This is a genomic window from Streptomyces sp. NPDC039423, assembly GCF_055598725.1.
Genome location: NZ_JBVKAH010000002.1, coordinates 420,989 through 440,292 on the forward strand (window position 1 = coordinate 420,989; position 19,304 = coordinate 440,292).

Consider the following 19,304-nt stretch of genomic DNA (forward strand, 5'->3'; position numbering starts at 1 on the left):
CCCTCCCCATCTGTTGCATTCCCTGCAACCGTCATTGCGTATATTGCTCGTTGGTGTCTAACATCCGGCGCAACGCCGGGTCAACGGGTCCCGGGAGACCCGGTGAGGAGCCCCCAGCGTGACGGCAACCGACGTCGTCTGTCTCGGCGAGTCCATGGTCACCTTCCTGCCCTCCCGCCCCGGACGCCTCGCCGACGTGCCCTCCTTCACCCGCGCCATCGGGGGCGCGGAGTCCAACGTGGCCTGCGCGCTGGCCTCGGCGGGCCACCGGGTCAGGTGGGTCAGCCGGGTCGGCACCGACGGCTTCGGCGACCACCTGGTCGAGGCCGTCGCCGCCCACGGCGTCGACACCGGCTTCGTACGCCGCGACCCCCACCGCCCGACCGGTGTCTACTTCCGCACCGCCACCGACCGGGCCGGCGACGCCCACGAGGTCGTCTACTACCGGTCCGGCTCCGCCGCCTCGGCGATGTCCCCGCGGACCGTCCCGCCCGAGGACCTCGCCGGCGCCCGCGTCCTGCACCTCACCGGCATCACCGCCGCGCTGTCCCCCGGGTGCCTGGCCCTCACGCGCGACCTCACCACCCGCCGCCCGGGCCGTCCCCTGGTGTCGTTCGACGTCAATCACCGCCCCGGGCTGTGGCGCGGCGCCGACCCCGCCGTCCTGCGGGACCTGGCGCGGGGCGCCGACCTCGTCTTCGTCGGCGAGGACGAGGCGGAGGCGGCGTGGGGCCTCCCCGGCGCCGCCGCGGTCCGGGAAGCGCTGCCGGAACCGGCGGTGCTGGTGGTCAAGCACGGCGCGCGGGGCGCGACGGCGTACACCGGCGACACCGCGACCTTCGTGCCCGCCCCCCGGGTGGACGTCGTCGCGCCCGTCGGCGCAGGCGACGCCTTCGCCGCCGGGTTCCTCTCCGCCACCCTCCGGGGCCTGCCCGTCCGGCACCGCCTCCGGCACGGGCACCTCATGGCCGCGGCCGCGCTCACCGTCCCCGGCGACCTCGGCACCCCGCCCGCCCCGGCACACGCCGACCGCCTCGCCGACCTGGACGACACCGCCTGGGGGAGACTGCACCTCGGCCCCGGCTGGACGCGGACCGGGGAGGACCAGGAGGTACGTACGCCATGAGCCAGACCGTCGACCGCGCGCTCAGCATCCTGCCGCTGCTCGCGCGCGGCCCCGCCGACCTCGGGCAGGTCGCCGACGCGCTCGGCGTGCACAAGTCCACCGCCCTGCGGCTGCTGCGCACCCTGCACGAGCACGGCCTGGTCTACCGCCAGGAGGACCAGCGATACCGCCTCGGCGCCCGGCTCTTCGCCCTCGCCCAGGAAGCCGTCGAGAACCTCGACGTCCGCGAGATCGCCCACCCGCACCTCGCCGCCCTCAACGAGGAGACCGGGCACACCGTCCACCTCGCCGTGTACGAGGAGGGCGAGGTGCTCTACATCGACAAGGTCGACAGCCGCTACCCCGTGCGCATGTACTCGCGCATCGGCAAGCCCGTCGCCATCACCGTCGCCGCCGTGGCGAAGCTGCTGCTGGCCGACCTGCCCGAGCCCGAGCGGCGCGCGCTGGCCGCCCGGCTCGACTACCCCATGTACACGCCCCGTTCGGTCCCGAACGCCGCCGCGTTCCTCAAGGAGCTCGCGACCGTGCGCGAACAGGGCTGGGCCACCGACCTCGGTGGCCACGAGGAGTCCATCAACTGCGTCGCGGCCCCGGTCCGCGGCGCGGACGGCCGGGTCGTCGCCGCCATGTCGGTGTCCGCGCCCAACGTCGTCGTCACGGCCGGGGAACTCCTCACCCTCCTCCCGCTGGTGCGGCGCACCGCCGACGCCATCAGCCGGGAGTACTCCGGCAGCACCCCACCCGAGGAAGCGCGACGATGACCGAGAAGACCGCGATCACCCCCGCCACCCACACGGCCCCGCCCGCCCGGTTCTCCCACGGCGTCCGCAAGGGCAACATCCTCCAGGTCGCCGGCCAGGTCGGCTTCCTCCCGGCCGCCGAGGGCCGTGCCCCGACCCCCGCCGGCCCCACCCTGCGCGAGCAGACCCTCCAGACCCTCGCCAACGTCGAGGCGGTCCTGGAGGCGGGCGGCGCGAGCTGGGACGACGTCATGATGCTGCGCGTCTACCTCACGGACACGGCGCACTTCGCCGAGATGAACGAGATCTACGACGCGTACTTCGCCTCCCTCACCGTGCCCCCCGCCGCCCGCACGACGGTGTACGTGGGCCTGCCCGCCGGTCTGCTCATCGAGATCGACGCCATGGCGGTCCTGGGCTGACCCCCGGGCGGCGCCCCACGCGTACCGGCGCGGTACGGCCCCGGAGGGAGCCGCACCGCACCGTCCGCACGCCGATGCTTTCCGGACCCCTAGGCGCAGTACTGCTGTTCCTTGCCGATGGACCGGTACATGCAGTCGCCGTTCTCGATGAGCTGGAGCACCGCGTCGCGGTTGCGGGCGGTCTCGCGTTCGATCACCTCGTCGGGCGGGTAGAAGCCGCCGCCGGAGGAGGAGCGCGGGTACATCTCGAAGGTGTAGGCGAAGATCTTGTGCGCGCCCCACAGGTAGTCGTCGATGGACCCGTCGGTGATGTACAGGTCGCTGGACTGCTCGGGGGTGTAGCCGTTGCTGGCGGCCATCTTGCGGCCGACCGCGGCGAACGCGTCACGGTCGTCCTGGGTCAGCCCGGGGGCGGTGTCGCTGTAGGTGTAGCCGTACGGCCAGAGCACCAGCTCGCTGTACGTGTGGAAGTCGATGCCCGCCGTGATCTGCTGCTTGCCGCCGACGACCCGGGAGCGGACGAAGTCGGAGACGACCTTCACCTCGGGCGCGGACTCGGCGGCCGGGCCGCGGTAGGTCTCGGAGCCGGTGGAGCCGGAGGAGCCGCCGCAGCAGCCCCACTTGAAGTTCCAGTTGCGGTTCATGTCCGTTCCGACGTAGGACGAGCCGGAGTTGGGCTGGCGGTTCTTGCGCCAGCTCCGGTAGGAGCCGGAGGCGATGTCGTACTCGCCGCCGTCCGGGTTGAGGTCCGGCACGATCCAGATCTCGCGGTTGTTCACGGCGCTGGTGACGCGGGGGTCGGAGCCGTATCCGGCGCCGAACTCGCGCAGCAGGTACAGCGCCATCTCGACCGTGAGGTGCTCGCGGGCGTGCTGGTGGTGGGTGAAGAGGATCTCCGGCTCGTTCTCGTCCGTGGCCACGTTGTCGCTGATCTTGATGGCGACGATGTCGCGGCCCTGGTACGACTTGCCGATCACGCGGCGGCTCATGATGTTCGGGTACTGCTGGAGCCGCTGGGAGATCTCCGCGTTCATCTCGGCGTAGTTGTGGTACCGGGCGTCGGCCGAGGGGAAGTCCATGGCGCCGACGGCCTTGCCGCCGGTCCGGTCGGGCGGGGCGGGCAGCGCCTCCAGCCGGTGGCCGAGGGCCCGCAGGGCGCGCGCCTGGGCGGCGTTGGCGCTGACGACGACCTCGTGGTCGCCGGCCTCGTCGATCGAGACGCCGGTGGCGAGCAGGGCGGTGCGCTCGGCGGGGGTGGACGGGCCGTGGATCGCGTACTGCCGGACGACCTCCTCGGCGGTGGCGGCGGAGGCGGCGGGCAGCCGGGTGGGCGGTGCGGTCGCGGTGGCGGCGAACGGCGCCGCGACGGCGAGCGCCAGGAGGGCCGTGAGGGTGGCGGACCTTCTGCCGCGTATGCGCATGCGCATGGTCACTCCTGCGGTGGGGGGTACGGGGCGGGTCTCCCCGTGCGTCGCATCGTGGGCCCGTGGCATGACCGCGTCAAGACCACCTCCGGCCACCCTGCCACGGCCGCGCCCCCTTGCGCGATCACGTGCCCCGCGCTTTGGTGACGTGACGTCGGGTGAACGGAAGGCGGTCCACGCATGGCAGACACGGCGCGGCAGGGAGAGACCGAGGGGACGGAGCCTCCGCTCCGCACGGCGAGCTGGCGCCACATCGGCCCGGGCATCGTCGTGGCCGCGACGGGCGTCGGCGCCGGCGACCTCGTCGCCACGCTCATCGCGGGCAGCAAGTTCGGCTACACCCTCCTGTGGGCGGCCGTCGCCGGCTGCCTCGTCAAGATCTCGCTCGCCGAGGCCGCCGGCCGCTGGCACCTGGCCACCGGACGCACCCTCTTCGACGGCTGGCGCAGCCTCGGCACCTGGACGACCGTCTACTTCGCGGGCTACGTCGCCGTCTGGGGCTTCGTGTACGGCGCGGCCGCCATGTCCTCCAGCGCCCTGCCGCTCCAGGCGCTCTTCCCCGGCGTCATGGACCTGAAGTGGTGGGCGGTCCTGTGCGGGGTGGGCGGGCTGGTGTTCGTCTGGTTCAACCGGTACGCCGTGTTCGAGAAGGTCATGACCCTGCTGGTCGGCGTGATGTTCGTCGTCACCGTGTATTTGGCCGTCCGGGTGACCCCGCACCTGGGGGACGCGGTCGCCGGCCTCGCGCCCGTCCTGCCGGACGGCTCGCTGATCTACACCCTCGGCCTGATCGGCGGCGTCGGCGGCACGATCACGCTCGCCGCGTACGGCTACTGGGTCAACGCCAAGGGCTGGACCGACACCTCGTGGATGCGGGTGATGCGGCTGGACAACCGCGTCGCCTACGTCACCACCGGGATCTTCGTCGTCGCCATGCTCTTCGTCGGCGCCGAACTGCTGCACTCCGCCGGCGTGGCGCTCGCCAAGGGCGACAAGGGGCTGCTGGACCTCGGTGACGTCCTGGCGGACCAGTACGGGACCGTCACGTCGAAGCTGTTCCTGGTGGGCTTCTTCGCCACCTCCATCACCTCCCTCATCGGTGTCTGGCACGGCGTCAGCCTGATGTTCGCCGACTTCGTCGCCCACTTCCGCGCCCGGGGCACCACCACCGGCGAGGAGGTGGCCTCGGGCGCCCGGGAGAAGTCGCTGCCGTTCCGGGCGTACCTGCTGTGGCTGACGTTCCCGCCGATGAGCCTGCTGTTCCTGGACCAGCCGTTCGGCCTGGTCATCGTGTACGGCGTGATCGGCGCCTTCTTCATGCCGTTCCTCGCCCTGACGCTGGTGTGGCTCCTCAACTCCTCCCGCACGCCCCGCGCGTGGCGCAACGGGATGCTGAGCAACGGTGTCCTGGCGGCGGCCGGCGTGCTGTTCCTGGTGCTGTGCGTGCAGCAGGTGCGCGAGCTGCCCTGGTGACGCCCTGACGTGGGGCCGGCGGGGCCGGTTGGCCATACTGGGGGCATGACGACGCCCCCGGGTTTCGGCCCGCCGGTCCCGATACCGCCGCCGTACGGCCCCCCGCCCGTCCCGCCCGGCGGCCCCGCCCCGTACCCGGCGCAGGGTCCGTACGGCGCTCCGGCGCAGGCCCCTCACGGCGCTCCCGCCCCCGTTCCGTACCCGGGTCCGTACGGCGCCCCGGCGCAGGGTCCGTACGGCGCCCCGGCCCCCGCTCCCCACGGTCCGCCGCCGCCCGGCGACGGGCCGGAGTTCGTGGCGCACGACCGGCGCAACTCGGTGATCGTGGACCCGACCGGGGTGTCGCTGGAGATCAACGGCCACACCCTGGACTTCCCGTGGTCCGCCGTCGCCACCGTGCACCACGCGCCCTCCCCGCATGGCGGGGCGGTTCTCATGGTGGCCGTCGCCCACCCCGGCGGCATGCTCTACGAGTGCCGGGTCGACGCGCGCCGCAAGGCCCAGCTCCACCAGTGGCTGGCGGAACTGGGCCCCGTGCTGCACCACTACCTGGCGAACCGGCCGCCGCTCGGCTGAGTGCTACGGCAGGGCGTGGACGTGCGGTCCCACCGCGTTCGACCAGGCGTTGCCGGCCGTGGCGTCCCAGTTGGTCGACCAGGTCATGGCGCCTCGCAGCGCCGGGTAGGTCTTCGACGGCTTGAAGGTGCCGCAGCCGGTGCCGCGCGTCAGGCAGTCCAGCGCGTTCCGCACGACCTGCGGGTCGACGTAGCCGCTGCCGGCGCCGCGCGGTGAGGCGGGCACCCCGAGCCCGACCTGGGAGGCGTCCAGGCCGCCCTCCAGCTGGGTGCAGGCCAGGGCCGTGAGGAAGTCGACCGACCCCTGCGAGTAGACCTTGCCGTCGCAGCCGAGCATGGACCCGCTGTTGTAGTACTGCATGTTGACCACGGTGAGGATGTCCTTCACGGCGAGGGCCGTCTTGAAGTACTCCGTCCCGGTGCTCTGCATGTCGATGGTCTGCGGCGCCATGGTCAGCACCAGACCGGGCCCGGCCTTCGCCGAAAGCTGGCGCAGCGCCTTGGTCAGGTACGTGGAGTTGATGCCGTGCTCCAGGTCGATGTCGACCCCGCTGAAGCCGTACTCCTGCATCAGGGCGTAGGCGCTGTTCGCGAAGGCCGTAGCCGACGCGTCGCTGTTGATGGTGACGTTGCCCTTCTCACCCCCCACCGAGATGATCACGGACTTGCCGGCGGCCTTCTTCGCTGCGATGTCGGCCTTGAAGTCGGCGACCGAGGCGTAGCCGACGCCCGGGTCGAGGGTGAAGGTGATCTGGCCGGGCGTGGCGGTCGAGTCGGCGAACGACACGGCGATGATGTCGTACTGCGCCTGCACGTCCCGCAGCTTCTGCACGGCGGCGCCGTTGTCGAAGTTCTGCCAGTAGCCGGTCAGCGCGTGCTTCGGCACGGCCGGGACGGGGTTCGGCCCGGTGGTGGAGGTCCGGGCGGTGACCGCCGTGGACTTCGCCGACTCGCCGGCCGCGTTGCTCGCGCTGACCTGGAAGCCGTACGAGGTGTTCGCCGCCAGACCGGTCACGGTCGCCGACGTCCCGGTCACCGACTGGACCTTGGTGCCGTCCCGGTAGACGTGGTAGCCGGTGGCGCCGGAGACGGGGCTCCAGCTCAGCGCGACGGACGACGAGGTCACGGCGCCGGCGGTGAGCCCGGCGGGCGGGGCGGGCACCACCGGGTCGGGGTCGCCGCCGCCCCCGCCGTCGGGCCCGAAGACCGAGACGTCGTCGACGTGGTAGGCGGCCTGCCCGTACCAGCCGTGCGTGTAGACGGTCACGGACGTGGTGGCGGCGCCGGTGGTGAAGCGGGTGGTGAGCTGCTTCCAGCCGGCCGAGTCGGGCGTCCAGGTCGAGACGTCGGTCGTCCCGGTGCCGGTCGCGCCGAGGTACGCGTACCCGCCCTGCACCCAGGCGCTGAGCGTGTACGTGGAGTTGGGCCGGACCGCCACGGTCTGCGCGCACCGGGCGTTGTCCTGCCCGCCGGGCGTCGCCTTCAGCGCGGCGGTGCCGCCGTGCACGGGTGAGGAGACGGTGGCGCCGCTGCCGGCCGAACAGGTCCAGTCGGCGAGACCGGACTCGAAGCCGGCGTTCCTGGCGACGTTGACGTCGGCGGCGTACGCGGTGCCGGCCGCCGCTCCGGTCAGGGCCAGCCCGGCGCCCAGGGCCAGGGCCAGGCCTCCACCGAGCAGGCGGTCATGACGTCTGCGGGCGCGGTCGCGGTGCGAGGGGTCCACGTGCTGCCTCCGTGGGGGAGTGGGGAGTCGAGGGAGGTGCTGGGGAACGGTGGCCACCGCTGTTTTCCGTAAAACTGGTCCAGACCAATCGACTTGTCAAGGCCTGTGGAAAGAAACGGGAGTTAACCACTGACGCCTTCGTCCTGATTGGTCACCCGGGGGTCGGCCACGCTTCGCTACCGAGCGGTCGGAAAGCTGTTCTCTGCCCCCTGAGACGTGGCTAAAGTGCGGGCAGGAGTGAGCGTGGAGGAGCAGGCAGAGCAGGTGTCTGCGGCTCGCCGGAAGTCGCCGGCGGCCGGAGCCGAACGGGGAACAGCGTGCCGACCGCAATTGCCGTCACCAGCGCCGATCTGGTGTTGCCACCGACCGACCACCAGACCCCCACAGCGGCCCTGCTGCCGTCCCCCGACGCGCAGCCGCTGGACGCCGCCGTCGCCGACATGCAGGTCATGGTCGAGCAGCACGGCTACGTCATCGCCCTCTACCCCGCCTCCCTCCCCGCCCGCCACCGGCGCCGGCTGCACACCGTCCGCTCCGTCCTGGAGAGCGACCGCATCGCGCTGCTGGAGGTGGACCTCCCGCCGCTCGGCGTCGCCGTCCTCGTACGCCAGCTCCGCCAGCTCTCCGTCTGCGACTTCAGCGCCGGTGTCATCGCCTCGGCCGCCCGGCTGCTGGCCCACTACATCTACGCGGGCGCCCTGCTCAACTCCGTCGCCCGGCTCGACCGCGTCCCCGTCGGCCTCACGTCGCACGCCACGTCCTGGTTACCCGGATCCCAGTTCGGCGTCCTGGCCAATCCGGCGCCCCAGCTCGTCAAACCGGGCACCGGCGACCAGCTCGCCGGCCCCGCCTTCGCCACCCACCTGATGCTGGCCCGGGGCCAGCTCGCGTCCGACTGGGTCACCGAGTCCCTCGCCCCCGACTGGCACGTCCAGGGCGTCGCGGAATGCCCGCTGCCCGCCGAGTCGGCGGCCTGGTGGGGGACGGCGAAGCTCGTCGAATTCGCCGCCTTCCTCCCCGACGTCTCGGTCCTCTACCAGCTCGTCGCGTCCGTGCGGCGGGAGGTCTGCTCCTGGTGCGGAACGGACCTCATAGGGGACCGCTGCGGATTCTGCTCCGCCCCGCTCGTGCCGCCCGAGCACAGCCGGGGCACGGCATGAGCACCCCTCCGACCGCGCGCCCGGCCGCCCGTCCGCGCCCGGCCGCCCGTCCGCTCCCGGCCGCCGGGCCGTGTCCGGGAAGGGCTCCCGGTCCGCTCCAGGCCGCCGCCCCGCGCCCGCGCCCGGCCGCCCGGCCGCCTCCGGGAAGGGCCCCGCGCCCGCGTCCCCGCACGGTCCCACGCCTATGTCTTCCCACGAGGTCGCCCCGCCCATGAATTCCCGTCAGCGCCGCGGTGTCATCCTGCTGCTCCTCTCCATCCTGTGCGCCTTCGGCGCGTTCGCCGGTGTGGTCACGGTGATCAGCGACGTGAATTCCAAGGTCGGCCCGGAAGTCGACGCGTACGAACTGAAAGCCGACGTGGCGGCCTATTCGCCGCTCCAGCCGGGCCAGTTCCGGAGGATAAGGATGCCCGAGCGCTGGCTCTCCGGTAACGCCGTCACCGACCTCTCCCTCGTCAAGGACAGGATCGCCGTCACGGACCTCAAGAAGGGCTCGCTGCTCCAGGAGGACATGATCGCCAGACGGCCCGCGCTGGAGAGCGGCCAGCAGGAGATCGCCATCATGATCGACGCGGCCACCGGGGTGGCCGGGAAGATCACCGCCGGGTCCCTGGTGAACATCTTCGCCACCTTCGACGACGACAACCGGGAGAAGGGCGCCGTCGCCGAGTCCCGCGTCATCGTCGCCAACGCCCGCGTCCTCGACGTCGGCAAGCTCACCCCGCTCGACGGGAAGCGGGACGACAACCGGGGCGTCGGCATCCGCGAGGCGGTGCCGATCACCTTCGCGCTCAGCACCACCGACGCCCAGCGCGTGGCCTACGCCGAGTCGTTCGCCGAGCACGTACGGCTGGCGCTGCTGCCCAGGAACAGCCCCACCGTCCTCCGGCCCGGCGAGGGCAGCTACACGCTCGACGAAGACAAGAACAAGTGAGGGCCGGATGACCACACGCATCCTCCCGGCCGTCGGGGACGCCGACGCCGCCCGATCCATCACCACCCTCCTCGGCCAGCTCCCCGACTCCGAACCGGCTGCCCCGGTCGGCGACTCGACCTCGCTGATCGACACCCTCGCGCGCCTCGCCGCCGAGTCCCTGGACGAACTGCCCGAGGTCGTGCTGGTCCACGAAAGGATCGGGCCCGTCCCGGCGCTCGAACTCATCCGGGAAGTGGCCCTCCGCTTCCCGGCGGTGGGCGTCGTCCTCATCACCGCGGACACCGGTCCCGGCCTCTACTCCGCCGCCATGGACTCCGGCGCCCGCGGGCTGGTCGGCATGCCGCTGTCGTACGAGGAACTCGTCCAGCGCGTCCAGTCCGCGGCCGCCTGGTCCGTGGGGGTCCGGCGCCACCTCGGGCACGCCGGTGCCGGCGACGTGTTCACCGGACCGGGCGGCCGGGTCGTCACGGTGAGCGGCGCCAAGGGCGGGGTGGGCACCACCCTCACCGCGGTGCAGCTCGCCCTCGCCGCCCGGGCCTCCGGCCTGAGCGTCGCGCTGGCCGACCTGGACCTCCAGTCCGGGGACGTCGCCTCCTACCTGGACGTGCAGTTCCGGCGGTCCGTCGTGGACCTCGCGGCCATTCAGGACATATCTCCCCGGGTGCTCCAGGACGCCCTGTACGCCCACCAGTCCGGCATCGCCCTGCTGCTGGCGCCGGGGGAGGGGGAGCGGGGCGAGGACGTCACCGACCGGTCGGTGCGCCAGATCGTCAGCGCGCTGCGCAACCGCTACGAGGTGGTCGTCATCGACTGCGGCACCCAGCTCACCGGCGCCAACGCCGCCGCCATCGAGATGGCCGACACCACGCTGCTGCTCGTCACGCCCGACGTGGTGGCCGTGCGCGCCGCCAGGCGGACGGTACGGATGTGGGACCGGCTCCAGATCCGCAAGGCCGAGGAGACGGTGACGGTGGTCAACCGGCACATCCGCAACAGCGAGATCCAGCCGCCGCTCGTCGAGAAGATCACCGGCACCCGGGTGGCGAGGACCGCCGTACCCGCCAACTTCCGGGAACTCCAGTCGGTCGTCGACGCCGGCCGGATGCAGGACCTGGAGGCCAAGTCGTCCGTCAAGCGGGCGCTGTGGGCACTGGCCGGCGAACTGGGGATCGTCAAGGCACCGGAAGGGGAAGGCAGGCAGGGGAAGCTCCGCGGCGACCGGGGGTCGGTGGGCCTCCGGCGGTCACGCGGCAAGTAGCGGGTCGGATCAGGGGGCGGAGTGGGACATGGAACGCCGTTACGCAGGTGACCGAGGTCAGGTCGCGGTCGAGTTCACCGGCATGGTCCCGGTGGTGCTCGGCACGATCGTCCTGCTCTGGCAGGCCGCGCTCGTCGGGTACGCCTGGTCCCTGGCCGGCAACGCCGCGGACGAGGCGGCCCGGGCCGGGACCGTGGGCGGCGCCGGCGCGTGCGCGGCGGCGGCGCAGGACAGCGTGTCGGGGGCGTGGACGGTCGCGGCGGACTGCGGCGGCGCCGGGGACCTCTACACGGCCTCGGTGAGCGTGAACGTGCCCGTGCTGTTCCCGGGGTTCGACGTCCCCGTACCGGTGAAGGGCAGGGCGGCGGTGGCGAGGGAGGGCGACGGATGAGCGCGTACGCGGGCCCGGGGCGCCGCTCCAGGGACGCCGGCCAGTCCGCCGTCGAGTTCGTCGGCTGGGTCACCGTGCTGCTGATCGCCGCCCTGGCCGCCGTCCAGCTCGGCTTCGTCGCGTACGCCGTGCAGCAGGCGGGCACGGCGTCGAGGGCGGCCGCGCGGGTGGCGTCGCAGGACCCGGCGGCGGACGCGCCGGGCGCGGGACAGGACGCCACCAGCGCGTGGCTCGGCGCGGACGTCACCGTCGGCGGTGGCGGCGACCAGGTCACCGCCACCGCGACCGTCCCCATCCCCTCCGTCATCCCCCTCTTCACCCTCCCCAGCGCGCGGAGGTCCACGACCATGCCCGTCACCACGCCCGCCACCGACTGAGGAGAAGAGAACGACATGAGCTTGCGGGCGCGCATCACCACTCCCGAACCGGCCAACGGCAAGGGCGAGGACAACCACCTCGTCGGCGTCTACCGCGTCAAGCTCCTGGAGGAGATCGACCTCGCGGAGATGTCCGCCCTGGCGGCCGCCGAGCGCCGCGCCCGCCTGGAACGGGTGCTCGGCCACATCATCAGCCGCGAGGGCCCCGTCCTGTCCTCCACCGAGCGCTCCCAGCTCATCCGGCGGGTCGTCGACGAGGCCCTCGGGCTGGGCATCCTGGAACCGCTCCTGGAGGACGCCTCCATCAGCGAGATCATGGTCAACGGCCCCGAGCAGGTCTTCGTCGAGCGGCGCGGCCGCCTGGAGAAGCTGCCGATGCGGTTCTCCTCCACCGAGCAGCTCATGCAGACCATCGAGCGGATCGTCTCCACCGTCAACCGCCGTGTCGACGAGTCCAACCCCATGGTCGACGCCCGCCTCCCGTCGGGCGAACGCGTCAACGTCGTCATCCCGCCGCTGTCCCTCTCCGGCCCCGTCCTCACCATCCGCCGCTTCCCCCGCGCCTTCACGCTCCAGGAGATGGTGGCCCTCGGATCGCTCGACGAGCACATGGTGATGCTGCTCGCCGGGCTGGTGCGCGCCAAGTTCAACGTGATCGTCTCCGGCGCCACCGGCACGGGCAAGACCACCCTCCTCAACGCGCTGTCCGGCCTCATCCCCGAGGGCGAGCGCATCGTCACCATCGAGGACTCCGCCGAACTCCAGCTCCAGCAGTCCCACGTCATCACCCTCGAAGCGCGGCCGCCCAACGTCGAGGGCAAGGGCCGGGTCACCATCCGCGACCTCGTCCGCAACTCGCTGCGCATGCGCCCCGACCGGATCATCGTCGGCGAGGTCCGCGGCGGCGAGACGCTCGACATGCTCCAGGCCATGTCCACCGGCCACGACGGCTCCCTCGCCACCGTCCACGCCAACAGCGCCGAGGACGCGCTGATGCGCCTCCAGACCCTCGGCTCCATGTCGGAGGTCGAGGTCCCGTTCGTCGCCATCAAGGACCAGATCAACAGCGCGGTCGACGTCATCGTCCAGCTCACCCGGCACGCGGACGGCGCCCGCAAGATCACCGAGATCGCCGTCGTCGACTCCCACGGCCGCGAGGAGTACCGGATCGCGACCGTCTGCCGCTTCGCCGCCCAGCCGATGGCCGCCGACGGAAGGGTGTACGGCCGGTTCGAGTACTTCCCGCTCCCGCGCCGGGTCGCCGAACGCCTCTACCTGAAGAGCGAGGCCATACCGGCCGCGTTCGGCGTGGCCCACACCGACGACCAGCTCGCCCTCCGCCGCGCCACGACCGGCTGACCGCGCCCCACCGGCCCCGGACCGCCCTGCCCGCCCCTGTCCACCCCGACCGCTCCTGCCGCCCCCGCCCGCCTCGACCACCCCCTGCCGCCCCGTCCCCGCCCCCGACTGGACCGATGGACCCCATGGACAACCTTCCGCTCCTGACGCTCGGCGTCACGCTCCTCGCCTGCGTGCTGGGCGTCGTCGGCGTGCACGTCTACGCGTCCGGCAAGGCACAGCGCCAGGCCCTCGTCGCCCGGATGACCCAGACGGGACAGATCGCCCTCCCCGGCCGGCGCCGCCGCTTCGTCCGCGTCGACCGGCGCCTGCGCACCACGCGACTGGGCCGTCGCCTCGACCGCGGGATCGCCGCCACCGGCCTGGACGTCACACCCGGCGAGTACGCCGTGTACGCGGTGGCCGCCCTGCTCGGGATCCACTTCACCATCGGCGCCGTCTTCGCCCCGTTCTTCGGCGTCCTCGGCGCGCTCGCCGGACTGTGGGGCGCCGCCGCGTTCCTCAACTGGCAGCGCCAGAAGCGCACCGAGGCGTTCATCAACCAGCTCCCCGAGCTCACCCGCGTCCTCGCCAACGCCACCCAGGCCGGCCTGGCGCTCCGTACCGCCATCGCCATGGCCGCCGAGGAGCTCGACGACCCGGCCGGCGAGGAGCTCCGCAAGGTCGCCGACCAGCTCGCCGTCGGCCACAGCCTCGACGACGCGCTCGGCGACCTCGCCGACCGCCTGCCCTCCCGCGAACTGGTCGTCCTCGTCTCCACCCTCGTCCTGTCCAACCGCGCCGGCGGCCAGGTCGTCACCTCGCTGCGCAACCTCACCAGCACCCTGGAGGAGCGCAAGGAGACCCGCCGCGAAGTCATCACCCTGCTCTCCCAGGTCAAGGTGACCGCTTTCGCCCTGCCCCTGCTGGGCCTCGGCTTCCTGCTGATGATCAACGGCATGGCCCCCGGCGCCCTCGACAGGATGACCGGATCCGCCGTCGGCCAGATCGGCTCCGTCCTCGCCTTCGGCCTGTACACCGCCGGCTTCGTCCTCATCCGCCGCCTCTCCCGCATCCGGGTCTGACCGCACACGAAAGGAGGAGACGTGGGCCTGTTGTACGCGGCCGTCATCGGCCTGTCCGTGTACGGCGTCTTCCACGGCGTCCGCATGTACCGGGCCGACGCCAAGCTCCCCGGCGACCTCGTCCTCGCCCTCGAGGTCGGCGCCACCCGCACCACCGCCGTCGGCTCCGGCATCGACCGGCTCGGCATGCGCTGGGCCCCCGCCGTGCTCGGGATGATGGGCCCCAAGCGCGTCGACGCGCTGCGCCGCCGCCTCGACATGGCCGGCAACCCCGGCGGCATGACCGTCGACCGGTACGCCGCGCGCCGCGCCGTCTACGGCACCCTCGGCGTCCTCGCCGCCCTCGCCATGCTGGCGCGCGGCCAGACCGTCGTCGCCGTGGTCATCCTGGTGTACGGGCTGACCTGGACCGACGTCCTGCTCCGGCTCGCCATCCGGCGCCGCAAGGACGACATCGAGCGCACCCTGCCGGACTTCCTCGACGTGCTCGCCGTCGTCGTCTCCGCCGGCCTCGGCTTCCGCCAGGCCCTGGAGCGCGTCGCCGAGAAGTACTCCGGGCCCTGGGCCGACGAACTGCGCATCACCCTGCGCCAGATGGACATGGGCGTCAGCCGCCGCGACGCCTTCGACCAACTGCGCAAGCGCAACGCCTCCGAGCAGGTCTCCATGTTCGTCACCGCCCTTCAGCAGGGCGAGGAGCTGGGCGCGCCGATCGTCGACACCCTCATCCAGATCGCCAACGACATGCGGCGCACGGACGCGCAGAACGCCCGCCGCACCGCCGCCAAGGCCGTACCCAAGACCACGCTCGTCGTGACGATGGTGATGCTGCCCGCCACCATGATCCTGATCGCCCTGAGCTTCTACTACGGATCCGGCGTCGACTTCGCGGACATCATCGGTGGCTAGGGGCGGGTGACAGGATGCGCGTGAACGAGCCGGAGCCGCCGTCCGGGCCGGAGCCGCCGTCCGGGCGGGAGTCGCTGTCCGGGCGGGAGCCGCTGTCCGGGCCGGAGCCGCCGTCCGGGCGGGTGCGGGAGCCTTCCCTCCCGCTCCAGATCAACGCCCTCCAGGCGCTGTGCCGCCAGGTGTTCGGCTTCCGCATGGCGATGATCGTCCTGGCGTCCCCGTTCGCCCTCGACGGCGCCGCGCCGGGCGTCGGCACCTGGCTCGTCGGCGCCGCCGTCCTCATCACCTTCATGGTCTCGTACGTCGTGCTGCGCGACTGGGAGCGGTTCGGCCGCGTCCTGCTGCGCCACCCCGTCGTCCTGGCGGGCGACACGCTGTTCGGCGCGCTGCTGCTGGCCACCGCGTCCCCCGAGTCGACCCTCGCGTACGTCACCATCTGCACGCCGCTGCTCGCCGGGCTGCTCTACGGCTGGCGCGGCGCCGCGTTCTTCGCCGTGCTCCAGTCGCTGCTGCTGCTCCTGTCGTACGGCGTGAACAGGGAGGTGGCGGTGGAACCCTCCTCCCTGCTGTTCCCCGGCCTGTGCGTGATCGTCGGGGCGGCCGGGTCGACGCTCCGGGGCCTCGTCCTCGACTTCGGCACCGCGAGCCAGGCACTCACCGAGGCGCGGGCCCGCCTCGCCGTCAACGGCGCCGTGGAGGCGGAACGGGCACGGCTGGCCCGGGAGATGCACGACTCGGTCGCCAAGACCCTGCATGGACTGGCCCTCGCGGCCGACGGACTGGCCGCCGGCGCCGGCCACCGGGACCCGGCCACCGTCCGGCTCCAGGCCGAACTCGTCGCCCGCTCGGCCCGCCGCGCCGCCGCCGAGTCCCGGGAACTGCTGGCCGACCTGCGGAGGGAGACGGGCCTCGACGGGGGCGTGGACCTCACCGCCGAGCTGGCCGCCCGCACCGCGGACTTCGCCCGCCGGCAGGGCGTCCGCGCCGCGTACCGCCCCCTGGACGGCCCGCCGGCGCCGCGCGTCCCGCACGCGGTGGCCCGCCAGCTCCTGGCCGTCGCCTCGGAGGCCATGGACAACGCCCACCGGCACGGGATGCCCACGGTCATCGAGGTGACGTCGGGCGTGACCGGCGACGTACTGGTCCTGAGCGTCCACGACGACGGCCGCGGCCTCCCCGCCGGCACGACGCTCGACGCCCTGAAGCGGGCCGGCCACTTCGGCCTCGTCGGCATGGTCGAGCGCGCCGCGTCGATAGGCGCCCGCATCCGCATCGGCCGGGGCGGGGCGGCCAAGGGCACGGAGGTCCGCCTGGAACTGCCGGTACGGGCACTGGAAAAGGAGGGCGCACCACCATGCATGAGCACCTGCGAGTGATCGTCGCCGACGACAACCCCGTCGTCCGGGCGGGCCTGGCCGTCCTGCTGTCCGGCCGCGAGGACATCGAGGTCGCCGCCCAGGCCGCGGACGGCCGCGAGGCCTACGAGGCCGCCGTCCGCCACCGCCCGGACGTCATCCTCCTCGACGTCCGCATGCCCGGCGTCGACGGCATCACGGCCCTGCCCCACCTGGTCCGGCTCGCCCCGGTCCTGATGACCACCTACAGCCGCGAGAGCGACATCGTCCACGAGGCCCTCCGCCTCGGCGCGTGCGGCTACCTCGTCCACGGCGAGTTCACCGCCGACCAGCTCGTCGACGCGGTCCGCGACGCCCGCCTGGGCCGGGCGCACTTCACCCACACGGCCTCGGGAGCCCTGCTGGCGACGGTGCGGGCGCAGTATGCTCCTGCAACGTCGATGCCCTCGGCGCCTCCGTTCGTACGTACGGGATTTGACGAAACGCCTTCGCAGCAGCAAGCGGGTGTGGCACATTCATTACTGAGCCAACGGGAGGTGGAGGTGATGGACCTGATCGCGTCGGGCATGACCAATCAGCAGATCGCCGCCACGTGCTTCATCAGCCAGAAGACGGTCAAGAACCACATCAACCGCATCTTCGCCAAGCTCAACGCCGACAACCGGGGCCAGGCCATCGCCATCTGGCACGGCCTGTCCCACTCCCAGGGGGGACCCACCCATGGCTGACCGCCCCCGTCCCCGCGTTTGGGCCCCCACTTGGGCCCCCAGGCCCATGCCCACCCCACTCCCCCCGCCGTACGTTCGCCCCAACGACCTGTACGAGCCCGGAGGAGACCCTCATGCCGAACCCCATGCTCAAGGCCACGACCAAGGCCAAGGTGTACGTGGGCACCTGGGCCAACACCACCGCCACCGCCCTCAAACGCCGCGGCGACCGGGGCCAGGGGGCGGTGGAGTACGTCGGGATCATCATCCTGGTGGGCGTGATCATCGCGGCGGTGGTGGGGTCGGGTGCCGGGGCCGCCATCGCCAATGGCCTCGTCACGCAGATCACCAAGATCGTCGGTGGCGGCTGACGGCAGTAGTGCGCGCAGCGCGCGAGTCAGGGCAGGCCTCGCCCCTCTACATCTTCGTAGTGGCGAGCCTGCTCTTTCTCGCGCTCGCGTTCTTCGCGGTGGGTCAGGCGGGGGCGACGCGGAACGGCACCCAATCCGCAGCAGACGCCGCAGCGCTCGCGGCGGCACGGGAGCAGCGGGACACCTTCGAGCTCACCCTCGATGACCTCGGTGACCTGCTGGACGGCGAGTTGATCCCCACGCTCGACGGGTGCGGTGCCAGCCACTCCTACGCCGGACAGAACGGGGCGAATGTCGAGGCTTGCGCGCCTCTGGCCGATGGCCGTTGGGGGGCGACGGTGAACGTGCGGTCACAGAAGCCGGTCGGGGACACGATTCTTCCCGGCACCGACGACCTGACCGCCGAAGCGACGGCCACGGCGATCGTCGTGCCCCGGTGCAGCTTCGACCCCTCCGAGGACGGCGATTCGCCGTCCCCGGGGTCGCTGAACTGCGAGGGTGACGTCCTGGACCTGGACCCGACTGATCTCCCGGACATGTCCGACCTCTTCGAAGTCCGGCTCGCCGAGGACTGACCGCGAAGGAACGCAAAGGAATGGCACTCATGAGTATTCGGTACGGCATGACAGCGCGCAGAGCGGCGGCCGGAGGAGCCGCCGCGGCACTGGCCGTGCTCCTGTCGGCCTGTGGCGGCGATGGGGGAGGGGCCGACGACGGGGGGAAGGAACCCGGCAAGGCAGGCAGCGCCAGCTCCGTTCCCACGCAACAGCCGACCGAAGTGGACAGCGGGCCCACGGTGCCGGACACCAGCAAGACGCTGGCCACTATCAACGGCGCCGACGGATTCCAGTTCATTGTGCACAGCGCGGTTCGGGACGAAGGCGGTTTCCTCACGGTTTCCGGCTCGCTCAAGAACACCACGTCCAAACTGCTGATCGCGAAGTCCCAATGGAGCGGCACGGAAGTCAACGTCACCCGTACCGGGCCCTCGTTCGCGGGCGTCACGCTCGTCGAGAAGAGTGAGAAGAAGCGCTACTACGTCCTGCGCGACACCGAGGGGTACCCACTTACCACGACCGGCATCACCAGCGTCAAAGCCGGGGAGTCGGTTGCCGTCTTCGCTCAGTTCCCCGCACCTCCGGCGAACGTGTCCCAAGTGGACATCCAGATTCCACTCATGCCCAGCGCAACGATCGAGCTCTCCTGATGCGCACCACCACCCCCTGCACACGCAGGACCCCCGTACGCCGCCGGCCGGCCGCCGCCGTGGTGGCCGCTGTGGTGTTGTTCGCCGGAGCGCAGCTCACCGGGGCTTCCGGGGCGTGGGCCGACGACATTCCGAGTACGCCGCCGGGGACCGAGTCGACCCTGCCGCCGCCCGAGGTGGACGGGAACTCGCCGAACCTGAAGATGCGGGACGGGGCGACGCTCGCGGCGGCGAAGGTGCTGCCGCTGATCTCGATCGTCGAGTCCGAGGGCGGCGAGGAGCGGCGCGAGGAGACGAGCACGAACCTGAAGTTCGCGCTCCAGGCCGAGGTCCTGTTCGGCAAGGACAGCGCCAAGCTGACGCCCGAGGCCCACTCCCGTATCGCGGCCATCGCCGAGGAGATCAAGAAGCAGAACGCCACCAAGGTGCGGATCTTCGGGTTCACCGACAACCTCGGCTCCTCCGCCCACGGCGACGTGCTGTCCAAGCAGCGTGCGGACGCGGTGCACACGGTGCTGGCCCCGCTCCTCGCCTCCGGCGGGATCACGTACGAGATCCGGGGCTACGGCGAGCAGTACCCGATCGCGGACAACAGCAGCGAGGAGGGCCGCAAGAAGAACCGGCGCGTGGAGGTCTCCTTCCCGCGCGGCTGAAGGGCGGGTGTGCCGACGTGCCGTCCGCCGGCCGGGGACGGGAGATCACCTCCCCGGCCGGTGGCCGACGGCC

The 19,304-nt window shown here is 72.2% G+C and carries 21 protein-coding genes; 19 read left to right on the plus strand and 2 right to left on the minus strand.

The window, feature by feature from the left end; genetic code table 11:
- The first annotated feature begins 154 nt into the window (after positions 1 to 154).
- From ACZ7LK_RS07955 to ACZ7LK_RS07965, 3 genes are read left to right on the plus strand one after another with little or no spacing between them, the layout of a single operon-like run.
- Positions 155 to 1,126 (plus strand): sugar kinase, encoded by a 972-nt coding sequence (locus tag ACZ7LK_RS07955; protein ID WP_471139567.1) that lies wholly within the window; start codon positions 155 to 157, stop codon positions 1,124 to 1,126.
- A complete protein-coding gene (locus ACZ7LK_RS07960; RefSeq protein ID WP_392272314.1) occupies positions 1,123 to 1,887 on the plus strand; it encodes an IclR family transcriptional regulator in 765 nt (254 codons plus the stop codon). Before ACZ7LK_RS07955 ends, ACZ7LK_RS07960 begins: the two co-directional genes overlap by 4 nt.
- Positions 1,884 to 2,288: a RidA family protein gene (locus tag ACZ7LK_RS07965; RefSeq protein WP_392272313.1), complete on the plus strand. Its 405-nt coding sequence runs from the start codon at positions 1,884 to 1,886 to the stop codon at positions 2,286 to 2,288. Before ACZ7LK_RS07960 ends, ACZ7LK_RS07965 begins: the two co-directional genes overlap by 4 nt.
- An 89-nt stretch (positions 2,289 to 2,377) precedes the next feature.
- Here ACZ7LK_RS07965 and ACZ7LK_RS07970 read toward each other — a convergent pair whose 3' ends face one another.
- On the minus strand, positions 2,378 to 3,715 hold the full coding sequence (locus tag ACZ7LK_RS07970) for a M14 family metallopeptidase (protein WP_392272312.1): 1,338 nt from the start codon (positions 3,713 to 3,715) through the stop codon (positions 2,378 to 2,380).
- Positions 3,716 to 3,892: 177 nt separating this feature from the next.
- Here ACZ7LK_RS07970 and ACZ7LK_RS07975 point away from each other — a divergent pair, with 177 nt between their 5' ends.
- Positions 3,893 to 5,185, plus strand: coding sequence for an Nramp family divalent metal transporter (locus ACZ7LK_RS07975; RefSeq protein ID WP_471138999.1), 1,293 nt, complete (start codon positions 3,893 to 3,895; stop codon positions 5,183 to 5,185).
- Positions 5,186 to 5,230: 45 nt separating this feature from the next.
- Positions 5,231 to 5,761 carry a hypothetical protein gene (locus ACZ7LK_RS07980; protein ID WP_392272310.1) on the plus strand — a complete coding sequence of 177 codons (531 nt, stop codon included), beginning with the start codon at positions 5,231 to 5,233 and terminating at the stop codon, positions 5,759 to 5,761.
- Positions 5,762 to 5,764: 3 nt separating this feature from the next.
- On the opposite strand, the gene ACZ7LK_RS07985 is transcribed toward ACZ7LK_RS07980, so the two are convergent.
- On the minus strand, positions 5,765 to 7,483 hold the full coding sequence (locus ACZ7LK_RS07985; RefSeq protein WP_471139003.1) for a chitinase: 1,719 nt from the start codon (positions 7,481 to 7,483) through the stop codon (positions 5,765 to 5,767).
- A gap of 317 nt (positions 7,484 to 7,800) precedes the next feature.
- Here ACZ7LK_RS07985 and ACZ7LK_RS07990 point away from each other — a divergent pair, with 317 nt between their 5' ends.
- The 14 genes from ACZ7LK_RS07990 (at position 7,801) to ACZ7LK_RS08055 (ending at position 19,231) form a co-directional block, all read left to right on the plus strand.
- Positions 7,801 to 8,643, plus strand: a complete 843-nt coding sequence (locus ACZ7LK_RS07990; protein ID WP_471139005.1) for a hypothetical protein — start codon at positions 7,801 to 7,803, stop codon at positions 8,641 to 8,643.
- Between the two features lie 211 nt (positions 8,644 to 8,854).
- Positions 8,855 to 9,577 (plus strand): Flp pilus assembly protein CpaB, encoded by a 723-nt coding sequence (cpaB, locus tag ACZ7LK_RS07995; protein ID WP_392272307.1) that lies wholly within the window; start codon positions 8,855 to 8,857, stop codon positions 9,575 to 9,577.
- A 7-nt stretch (positions 9,578 to 9,584) separates the two neighbouring features.
- Positions 9,585 to 10,838, plus strand: coding sequence for a CpaE/TadZ family protein (locus ACZ7LK_RS08000; protein WP_392272306.1), 1,254 nt, complete (start codon positions 9,585 to 9,587; stop codon positions 10,836 to 10,838).
- 28 nt (positions 10,839 to 10,866) lie between these two features.
- Entirely contained in the window at positions 10,867 to 11,229 is a 363-nt protein-coding gene (locus tag ACZ7LK_RS08005) for a TadE family protein (RefSeq protein WP_392272305.1), read from the plus strand.
- Entirely contained in the window at positions 11,226 to 11,606 is a 381-nt protein-coding gene (locus tag ACZ7LK_RS08010) for a TadE family protein (protein ID WP_392272304.1), read from the plus strand. Before ACZ7LK_RS08005 ends, ACZ7LK_RS08010 begins: the two co-directional genes overlap by 4 nt.
- 15 nt (positions 11,607 to 11,621) lie before the next feature.
- Positions 11,622 to 12,965 carry a CpaF family protein gene (locus ACZ7LK_RS08015; protein WP_392272303.1) on the plus strand — a complete coding sequence of 448 codons (1,344 nt, stop codon included), beginning with the start codon at positions 11,622 to 11,624 and terminating at the stop codon, positions 12,963 to 12,965.
- A 125-nt stretch (positions 12,966 to 13,090) separates the two neighbouring features.
- The gene (locus ACZ7LK_RS08020) at positions 13,091 to 14,029 is read left to right on the plus strand and encodes a type II secretion system F family protein (protein ID WP_469464689.1); all 939 of its coding nucleotides are present in this window, start codon (positions 13,091 to 13,093) and stop codon (positions 14,027 to 14,029) included.
- 21 nt (positions 14,030 to 14,050) lie between these two features.
- Entirely contained in the window at positions 14,051 to 14,938 is an 888-nt protein-coding gene (locus ACZ7LK_RS08025) for a DUF5936 domain-containing protein (protein ID WP_392272301.1), read from the plus strand.
- 14 nt (positions 14,939 to 14,952) lie between these two features.
- Positions 14,953 to 16,314, plus strand: a complete 1,362-nt coding sequence (locus ACZ7LK_RS08030; RefSeq protein WP_471139010.1) for a sensor histidine kinase — start codon at positions 14,953 to 14,955, stop codon at positions 16,312 to 16,314.
- On the plus strand, positions 16,293 to 17,021 hold the full coding sequence (locus tag ACZ7LK_RS08035) for a response regulator (protein ID WP_471139013.1): 729 nt from the start codon (positions 16,293 to 16,295) through the stop codon (positions 17,019 to 17,021). The genes ACZ7LK_RS08030 and ACZ7LK_RS08035 overlap by 22 nt, the downstream gene beginning before the upstream one ends.
- A gap of 113 nt (positions 17,022 to 17,134) precedes the next feature.
- On the plus strand, positions 17,135 to 17,371 hold the full coding sequence (locus ACZ7LK_RS08040) for a hypothetical protein (RefSeq protein WP_471139015.1): 237 nt from the start codon (positions 17,135 to 17,137) through the stop codon (positions 17,369 to 17,371).
- A gap of 8 nt (positions 17,372 to 17,379) precedes the next feature.
- Positions 17,380 to 17,946: a pilus assembly protein TadG-related protein gene (locus ACZ7LK_RS08045; protein WP_471139018.1), complete on the plus strand. Its 567-nt coding sequence runs from the start codon at positions 17,380 to 17,382 to the stop codon at positions 17,944 to 17,946.
- Positions 17,947 to 17,975: 29 nt separating this feature from the next.
- Positions 17,976 to 18,578, plus strand: a complete 603-nt coding sequence (locus ACZ7LK_RS08050; RefSeq protein WP_471139020.1) for a hypothetical protein — start codon at positions 17,976 to 17,978, stop codon at positions 18,576 to 18,578.
- Positions 18,578 to 19,231 (plus strand): OmpA family protein, encoded by a 654-nt coding sequence (locus ACZ7LK_RS08055; RefSeq protein WP_392272296.1) that lies wholly within the window; start codon positions 18,578 to 18,580, stop codon positions 19,229 to 19,231. The genes ACZ7LK_RS08050 and ACZ7LK_RS08055 overlap by 1 nt, the downstream gene beginning before the upstream one ends.
- Positions 19,232 to 19,304 lie beyond the last annotated feature (73 nt).

What these genes read in the sequence shown, in the direction of transcription:
- ACZ7LK_RS07955 (WP_471139567.1), top strand. Translation starts at nt 155, where the DNA reads ATGGTCACCTTCCTGCCCTCCCGCCCCGGACGCCTCGCCGACGTGCCC.
- ACZ7LK_RS07960 (WP_392272314.1), top strand. Translation starts at nt 1,123, where the DNA reads ATGAGCCAGACCGTCGACCGCGCGCTCAGCATCCTGCCGCTGCTCGCG.
- ACZ7LK_RS07965 (WP_392272313.1), top strand. Translation starts at nt 1,884, where the DNA reads ATGACCGAGAAGACCGCGATCACCCCCGCCACCCACACGGCCCCGCCC.
- ACZ7LK_RS07970 (WP_392272312.1), bottom strand. Translation starts at nt 3,715, where the DNA reads ATGCGCATGCGCATACGCGGCAGAAGGTCCGCCACCCTCACGGCCCTC.
- ACZ7LK_RS07975 (WP_471138999.1), top strand. Translation starts at nt 3,893, where the DNA reads ATGGCAGACACGGCGCGGCAGGGAGAGACCGAGGGGACGGAGCCTCCG.
- ACZ7LK_RS07980 (WP_392272310.1), top strand. Translation starts at nt 5,231, where the DNA reads ATGACGACGCCCCCGGGTTTCGGCCCGCCGGTCCCGATACCGCCGCCG.
- cpaB (WP_392272307.1), top strand. Translation starts at nt 8,855, where the DNA reads ATGAATTCCCGTCAGCGCCGCGGTGTCATCCTGCTGCTCCTCTCCATC.
- ACZ7LK_RS08000 (WP_392272306.1), top strand. Translation starts at nt 9,585, where the DNA reads ATGACCACACGCATCCTCCCGGCCGTCGGGGACGCCGACGCCGCCCGA.
- ACZ7LK_RS08005 (WP_392272305.1), top strand. Translation starts at nt 10,867, where the DNA reads ATGGAACGCCGTTACGCAGGTGACCGAGGTCAGGTCGCGGTCGAGTTC.
- ACZ7LK_RS08010 (WP_392272304.1), top strand. Translation starts at nt 11,226, where the DNA reads ATGAGCGCGTACGCGGGCCCGGGGCGCCGCTCCAGGGACGCCGGCCAG.
- ACZ7LK_RS08015 (WP_392272303.1), top strand. Translation starts at nt 11,622, where the DNA reads ATGAGCTTGCGGGCGCGCATCACCACTCCCGAACCGGCCAACGGCAAG.
- ACZ7LK_RS08020 (WP_469464689.1), top strand. Translation starts at nt 13,091, where the DNA reads ATGGACAACCTTCCGCTCCTGACGCTCGGCGTCACGCTCCTCGCCTGC.
- ACZ7LK_RS08030 (WP_471139010.1), top strand. Translation starts at nt 14,953, where the DNA reads ATGCGCGTGAACGAGCCGGAGCCGCCGTCCGGGCCGGAGCCGCCGTCC.
- ACZ7LK_RS08035 (WP_471139013.1), top strand. Translation starts at nt 16,293, where the DNA reads ATGCATGAGCACCTGCGAGTGATCGTCGCCGACGACAACCCCGTCGTC.
- ACZ7LK_RS08040 (WP_471139015.1), top strand. Translation starts at nt 17,135, where the DNA reads ATGCCGAACCCCATGCTCAAGGCCACGACCAAGGCCAAGGTGTACGTG.
- ACZ7LK_RS08050 (WP_471139020.1), top strand. Translation starts at nt 17,976, where the DNA reads ATGAGTATTCGGTACGGCATGACAGCGCGCAGAGCGGCGGCCGGAGGA.
- ACZ7LK_RS08055 (WP_392272296.1), top strand. Translation starts at nt 18,578, where the DNA reads ATGCGCACCACCACCCCCTGCACACGCAGGACCCCCGTACGCCGCCGG.